This window comes from Xenorhabdus entomophaga, assembly GCF_037996725.1.
Taxonomy (GTDB): domain Bacteria; phylum Pseudomonadota; class Gammaproteobacteria; order Enterobacterales; family Enterobacteriaceae; genus Xenorhabdus; species Xenorhabdus khoisanae.
In genome coordinates this window covers 1-7,371 of record NZ_JBBMXH010000140.1, presented here as the reverse complement: position 1 = coordinate 7,371, position 7,371 = coordinate 1, and the positions used below count along the sequence as shown (strand labels likewise).

Genomic DNA, 7,371 nt, shown 5'->3' with positions numbered 1-7,371 from the left:
ATCAGCGATATGGAATTGAGGCTGAATATGACACCAAGAAAGATTTTAAATGGGCTGACGCCAATGGAAGCCTATACCGGTCGCATGTTGCACTTATTGCGTTAATCCAGCCTTTGCCGGGCATCATGTCGATATACAACAAGAGCCAATACCTACCAGAGAAGCTAAATGCTTTGAACAAGTGGTGTGAGCGACTGGATGTATTGGCGGGTAATTATGAGAATGTGGTTATATTAAAAGCAGCTCAATAATGGGAATTGTTTTGATGATAAATAGAGCAATTGTAATATATACACAACAAAGTTGATTTCTTCTGTAATGATTTCCTTTAAGTAAAATACCCTCACAAAAACAATTAAACAGTGAGGGTAACATGACCATTCAATATAGCACTCCTACACCTGAAGAACGCCGCTTAATTCTTTCTGAGTATGGCGAACCTTATGATCGTCTGATTCGTGAAAAAGAACGCCAACACATCACCTCTATTTCCAGAACGTCAGCATGGAAACTGGAAAATGAAGGTCGCTTCCCTGCCCGTAAGCCATTAGGCCGCAATTCCTGTGCTTGGTTGCTCAGTGATCTGCTGCATTGGGTACGTAATCCGCCAACAGTAGACAATGTGAATAATCCGTATAGCCGTAAATCTGCCAATTAAAGAATAACATCATGGAAAAATTAACCGCCTTGATTGGCAGCGGTCTAACTCATTCTAAAAGCAGCTTAATTTTGGGGAGTCGGCGGTATGATGGTAGATATTAGCTATAGAGATTCTTTGAAGTTAAATAACCATAAATTTGAGAGACAACCCTCTTTTAGAGGGTTAGTTGATTATTTTTGCTCAGATGATGCTTTAGCTTTGCGCTGGCGGCGTTTGATCTCACCTTGTAGTGCGGTGACGATAAACTGTGCTGTGCTTTCACCTTCTTCTTTTAATACTTCTATAGCTTCGACAACTTCATGTGGTGCTCTGGCTTGTATCTTTTGTGATTTGTTATTTATGTGGTCTCTTGTCATATCTGGGGTCTCATGTTTTATATGGAATCCAGTATACACAAAAAGAATAACAAATAAACACTTGAACTGGAATCCACTTGGTGTTTATACTGGAATCCAGTTGAATGTTGTAGCATTCAAAAATAACAAAGCCCAGCAGTGTTGTAGCACTAGCTGGGCTTCTAACCACAACATTATCGGAGCTAATGCTATGGCTGACACTCAGTCTAACCAAACTCGCCTAAAATTTACATTCCTAATTGTATCCGGCACTGAACGGCTGGCTCGTATGTTCTCTCTGATCTTCGTATCTCGTCAGGAGGCATACCATGAATAATAAACCTATCTCACTAAAACAGGCGTTATATCGTGCCAATCAGGCAACTTCTTTATTTAAATTCATTCTCGAAAAATCAAAGGATGAATGCTCAATTGACATAAATAATTTGATTGCACTGGCGCGAGATATCAATCAGGAGGTACACCATGCACTGTTGAAACATGCCCCGCAGCCACTCGTCAATAAATTGTTAAATTATGTGGTGCACAGGCAATCCATTTCATTAGATCAGGCGATGTACCGGGCGGGATTGGGTACGTCTTTATTTGAAGTCATTCTTGACCAGACCAGCCATCATTGTTCGGAAGAGCTACATGATTTGCTTTCACTGGCCTGTGATAGCAATCAGGAAGTCTACCATGTGCTTTATGCGGCTGTTTATGGAGAGTGAATCATGAGCCGACACGCTTCACAGGGACATAACAGCCAGAAAATCCGCCCGATAGATGTTATCCATGCGGTGAAGAAATCCGCCACAAATCACTGGCAAAACCTGTTGCTTGCCTGTGGTGTTGAGGTTCCCGCAAAAGGTAAGCATGGTGCTTGCCCGATATGCGGCGGTACTGATCGTTTTCACTTCATTGATGATAACAATAATGGTGACTGGCATTGTCGCCAATGCGACCAGCCGAATCATGGTGATGGTCTGGATTTAGTGGCACGAACTAAGGGAATCACTGTTTTTGCAGCGGCTAAGTTGGTTGCCGATGTGCTGGCAATGCCTTTACCCGAACCCAAAATAGCCAAAGAACAGCCACGGGCAGCAAAGCCCATTGCTGAACGCATTGCGGCAATGATTGCCACCTCGGTTATGGGCGAATCTCAATATCTGGTGAAAAAGGGGCTACGCCACAGCTTTAACCGTCAGCCAATTGCATGAGAGCATAGTACTGGCGGCGATTGATGAAAGTAATTTACTCACGGTTGCCGAGCAGGTCAGAGCGCAGTGGCCAAACGCTAAAATCATTATTGCTGCTGATAATGACTGGCACGAACAAGGCGGGCGGGACAAAAACGGCAGGCTAAAAAAGAATATTGGTAAAATGGCGGCAGAGAAGACCGCCAAAGCGATTGATGGCTGGGTTACGTTACCACCAACGGAATTTAAAGCCGACTGGGACGATTATCGCCAGCACTACGGCATTGAGGTAGCAAAGCAGGCATTCAGCCACGGGTTATATCAGGTAGGGGAGAAAAGACTAGTGGAAACAGAAGCGGTAGTGATCCAAGAAGAGAAGCCCAAAAAGGCCAACAATAATCTGGCACAAATGGCAGCCAGTCAGCGCGGGGCGTTGTTAGTTGAACGCTATGGCAACGTGGCGGTAGATCCTGATAGTGAAATGGTTTATCACTATAACGGCACGACATGGGAAGCCGTGTCGGATAACGCGCTGCGCCGCGCAATGGTTGCCATCTTCGACCAGCACGAAACGCCTTACAGTCCGAACGGGATCAATAACGCTATCTGTGCCATGAAATTACAAGTGCCAGTTATTGGCGAACAGCGGCAGGATTTAATCGGGTTTCGTAATGGTGTGTATGATTTATCGACACAAAAATTTACCCCGCACCAGCCGGAACATTGGCTAATCAATCATAATGGCATTGCCTTTACGCCGCCTGTGATGGGTGAAAACCTGACAGATCACGCACCTGATTTTTACCGCTGGCTATCCCATGCGGCGGGGAGCAATGAACACAAAATGAATCGCATCAAAGCGGCCTTGTTTATGATTCTGGCAAACCGTTATGACTGGCAGCTATTTATTGAAGTGACAGGTGAAGGCGGCAGCGGTAAAAGCATCTTTACCTATATAGCGACCTTATTGGCAGGCAAGCACAATACCGCCAGTGGCAATATGAGAGCGCTGGATGAAGCGAGAGGCCGTTATCAGTTTGTCGGAAAAAGCCTGATTACGCTGCCCGATCAGGTTAAATATGTCGGTGAAGGGGCAGGCATTAAGGCCGTGACAGGCGGCGACTTGATTGAAGTTGACGGGAAATATGAGAAACAGTTCTCAACCGTGATTAAAGCCGTGGTGTTAGCCACCAATAATGAGCCAATGAGCTTTACCGAACGTAATGGTGGCATTGCACGGCGGCGGGTGATATTCCCGTTTAACATCCCGGTCAAAGAGTCAGAGAAAGATCCACATTTGCCGGAGAAAATCAGCCGGGAATTGCCTGTGATTATCCGCCATTTGTTAACGGAATTTGCCGACCAGAACAAGGCTAAAAAGCGGCTACAGGCGCAACGCGATTCTAATGAAGCATTAACGGTAAAAAGTAATTCAGATCCGTTATATCGCTTTTGCAGTTATCTGGTGACTGTCAATGATGCAACTGGGATGAAGATGGGTAATAAGAATATCAGCCCACGCGCACCGAGATTGTACCTGTATCATGCTTATCTTTCTTTTATGGAAGCGCACGGTTTTGAACGCCCGCTCACACTGACCAAGTTTGGTGAATCGCTACCTAAAATTATGCTGGAATACAAAAAGGAGTATCGGAAAGTACGAACCAAGAAAGGCTACTCTTATAATGTTGAGTTGTCAGAAGAAGCCGAAGAGTGGTTGCCGTCTGTACCTGAATGCAGGGACTTTAAATCCCCGCTATAAACTTTTTAGGTTTTAGTCTGCATTCCATACACCTTTTTAAATATCTATCTGTATTTAAAAGAAAATAATAGATGTATAGTTATTTTTTAGCTATACATCAAATATACATTCTCTTCATTAGGATAAAAAAGGGGTGAACAGAGGATACAGTTAATGAATATCATATTAATTGCCACAAACCCAGATGTAGCAAGGCTTTCAGGGAATTGTGCAGAGGGTGCATAACTGAGAGGGCGAAAAAGATTTATAGGGGGGTATCTCTGGCAGGTAAATAAAAGCCAGATAAATCAAAAGACGTAAAATAAGGTATCAGGCTGATTTGGTGCTACCAGAAATTTAAGCAATGTAATCTTCTGATTTACTTTAAAAACAGAGATTAATCACAAATTCATTGCTGCCCTTTCACTCAAGCTAGAATAGATAAATATTCCTGTTGTATTCTGTTTCATTTATTCGGTATTTTTCGGAAGTCAGATTACAGGAGACAAGATGTCGCATATTATTTACTTGTCACTCAAAGGCAAGAAACAGGGGTTAATTTCAGCCGGGTGCTCAACGCCTGAATCCATTGGAAACCGCTATCAGGCAGGCAGGGAAGACGAAATACAGATATTGAGTATCAGCCATTCAGTGAGCCGCGACCAGAACGCGCATCATCACCCCGTTAGCTTTACCAAGCCTATTGATAAATCCTCGCCACTCTTAGCAATGGCAATTGACGGTAATGAATTGTTAGAGGCCGTTTTTTTGTGTTACCGAACCAGTCAATTGGGGCAATTAGAAGCCTTTTATGAAATCAAACTGACAGGGGCAACCATTGTTGATTTTACCTGTCATTATCCTCATTCGATAGACAGTAATGACCAGATACCGTATGAAACAGTGCAGATTGATTATAAGTCTATTTCATGCAGGCATCTTACCGCGGGCACATCGGGTTATAGCATTACGCAATTATCCGGGCGTGAAGAAGGCAGGCCACTATTGTCTGGGTTCTCGAATGTTAAGCCACTTAAGAAGCCGCTGGTTGAAGAGACTCCGGTAAAACCCGCTAAACATCATGCTCGTTATCGTTGTGTGGATGATGACGGCAATCTTTTAACCGAACGCAAGTATCGGGTTTGTCTGCCAGATGGTCAGATAAAAGAAGGGAAGACCGATAAACAAGGTTTTACTCAATGGCATCTCACTGATGACAAAAAGAACCTGAGTTTTCATATTTTAAAGGATTAATACCATGCCGACCTATACCGTTTACACAAAAATAGAATCGAATGTACCTGCTGAAAAGTTACTTTATGATTTGATTATTTATCGTCAGGACGAAGGGGGAAGCTATCATATATTGCTTGATATTTTTCAGGCACAATTACAGAGCAATTATGAAACTCAACAGCATGTCACTCAGGAAACAAACGATGATCTTTCCGTGACTTATATTATGCAAATCATGCTTTATCGCAAACATGGTTCAAATACGATTCAGGCATTGCAAGCCCCTTTTAAAAAGATGTATACACTGGGTGAGTTTGTAGCAGGTAAAGCCTGTTCAGAAAAGAAACGGGAAAATGCGTGTTATTTTGAAAGTACGATTGAAACAAAACCGGTCAGTGATGGAGATAATACCGTTGAATTAAAAATTACTGTTCCTGAAAGACCCTTTATTGCTAAAGAATATCCAATTGGTCATTCAAAAGACCCATTTGAAAAAAGTAAAATTGAATCACAGATTCAGGATAGGCTATCGAAAAGAACTTATCCAAATCAAGGGTGGGCTAGTTTGTGTGGCCCAGCAGCATTTTTTTATTGCTTACAGTTAGATAGGCCAGATATTTATGAGCAAGCTGCTCGTGAGTTATGGAAGTATGGCAAAACTAAAATAGGTCAATTAGAAATTAAACCGGGTGATGGATGTCGTCATCCGAAAGGAACATTCTATGATGGCGATTACGAAAAAATTTCAGGTTTGGATTGGATAACGTTAGCGAGCTTAAGAGATTCAGAAAATGTAATTTTTAGCTATGATGAAGTCGACTCTCCAACAGCGGGAATTACTATGTGGGGGATGTTATCAGAATGGTTTGAAAAAGCAGGGTATGAAAAGGTTTTTGATAATGTAGGACTATCTCATTGTAATATAGATGGCTTTAATGCGCTAAATGATTACGTATCAAAAGGATATAAAGTAATAACGTTGATATCTGATACTATGTTAACTGGGGGACGAACTGATGGTTTAACATATAAAAGCCATTGGGTTGTATGGAAAGATGCGGCGGAAGAAGTTAATGGAAATATTGAACTAAATTTGTTTTCATGGGGAAATGTTTATCAACAAGTAAAAAACGATACTACAGTTAACTCATTTTTAAATCAATTGTTCGGAGGATTGGTATTTAAACCAATGAAATAGAATGTATAAATACACTTTGATTTTTTGTGTTTTTTTTCTTACGGCTTGTGGTAGTAATGTTTCTTTTTCACCTAAGGGTGAAAATTTACCTGATGCTCAGGTGGGAAAACCATATTATAATGTTGTTGATATAAGTGGAGGTGGTGTTATAACACCAAATAATAATATAACTCCTGATGACTTTGGGTTATACATTCAACAATGCGAGTTACCTAAAAATAGAATAACGAAAGATACAGTATCAAGAAAAGATTTTAATTGTTTTATAATAAAAGGTATCCCTACCAAGACTGGTTATTTGAAAGTCAATGTGTCAGGAGCTGTTTATGGGCATATGTTTAAAAGTCCCACTCAATTTCATAAGATCTACAGCATAAAAGTCAAGGAATAATATAAATATCTGAATGGCTATTGAGTTCGCCATTCAGATATTTTTGTATGTTCTCTCAACATTATAAATATTCTGTCTTATTATTTTTCATAGTGTTAAAAATCATTTATTAAAAAATAAATTAACTATAAACACCATGAAAAAACTACTTGAATTACGTCAGCAAAAAGCCGATTTAACCCAGCAAATGCGCTCACTTCTTACCAAGGCCGAAGACGAAAAGCGCTCACTCAACGCCGATGAAGCCAAACAGTTTGACGAACTGCGTACTCAGTCTGATGCCCTGAATGCGGAAATTGCCCGTTATGAGGCTTTATCTGATGAAGAACGCAATCAGGCGAAGATTCAGCCGACCAGTGACAAACTCAATAATGACGAGCTGCGCAATTACATTCTGACCGGAGAAACACGCTCCTTGTCTACAGGTGTGCCCTCAGACGGTGGCTATACCGTTATCCCGGAACTGAATACGCAGATCATGCAGCAATTGGCTGATGAGTCGTAACCCTTCACCAGTCCCCCATTGACACAAAAATGTGATGTTTATCGCTTGATCCGCATTTCCCTGTTGCTTGATCCTGCCAGTCAGGTAACTTTTTCACCCATGAAA

The 7,371-nt window shown here is 41.6% G+C and carries 6 protein-coding genes and 4 pseudogenes; 9 read left to right on the top strand and 1 reads right to left on the bottom strand.

The annotated features are described in order from the left end of the window. A pseudogene (locus AAC854_RS20125) lies at window positions 1–251 on the top strand (hypothetical protein); the annotation flags it as partial. Between the two features lie 122 nt (window positions 252–373). Further along, window positions 374–658, top strand: a complete 285-nt coding sequence (locus AAC854_RS20120) for a helix-turn-helix transcriptional regulator (RefSeq protein ID WP_340618662.1) — start codon at window positions 374–376, stop codon at window positions 656–658. Window positions 659–831: 173 nt separating this feature from the next. On the opposite strand, the gene AAC854_RS20115 is transcribed toward AAC854_RS20120, so the two are convergent. Continuing rightward, entirely contained in the window at window positions 832–1,017 is a 186-nt protein-coding gene (locus AAC854_RS20115; RefSeq protein WP_340618661.1) for a YlcI/YnfO family protein, read from the bottom strand. A gap of 190 nt (window positions 1,018–1,207) precedes the next feature. Here AAC854_RS20115 and AAC854_RS20110 point away from each other — a divergent pair, with 190 nt between their 5' ends. From AAC854_RS20110 to AAC854_RS20080, 7 genes and pseudogenes are all read left to right on the top strand, one after another. Further along, window positions 1,208–1,333, top strand: a complete 126-nt coding sequence (locus AAC854_RS20110; protein ID WP_340618660.1) for a hypothetical protein — start codon at window positions 1,208–1,210, stop codon at window positions 1,331–1,333. Continuing rightward, entirely contained in the window at window positions 1,326–1,727 is a 402-nt protein-coding gene (locus tag AAC854_RS20105) for a hypothetical protein (RefSeq protein ID WP_340616985.1), read from the top strand. Before AAC854_RS20110 ends, AAC854_RS20105 begins: the two co-directional genes overlap by 8 nt. A 3-nt stretch (window positions 1,728–1,730) precedes the next feature. Then, window positions 1,731–3,957, top strand: a pseudogene (locus tag AAC854_RS20100) (primase-like DNA-binding domain-containing protein). A gap of 489 nt (window positions 3,958–4,446) precedes the next feature. Beyond that, window positions 4,447–4,905: pseudogene (locus AAC854_RS20095) on the top strand (Hcp family type VI secretion system effector); the annotation flags it as partial. Window positions 4,906–5,194: 289 nt separating this feature from the next. Further along, complete coding sequence (locus AAC854_RS20090; RefSeq protein WP_340618659.1) at window positions 5,195–6,370, top strand: hypothetical protein; 1,176 nt, start codon at window positions 5,195–5,197, stop codon at window positions 6,368–6,370. A 1-nt stretch (window position 6,371) separates the two neighbouring features. Next, a complete protein-coding gene (locus AAC854_RS20085; protein ID WP_340618658.1) occupies window positions 6,372–6,761 on the top strand; it encodes a hypothetical protein in 390 nt (129 codons plus the stop codon). A gap of 136 nt (window positions 6,762–6,897) precedes the next feature. Continuing rightward, window positions 6,898–7,263, top strand: a pseudogene (locus AAC854_RS20080) (phage major capsid protein); the annotation flags it as partial. Window positions 7,264–7,371: the final 108 nt, after the last annotated feature.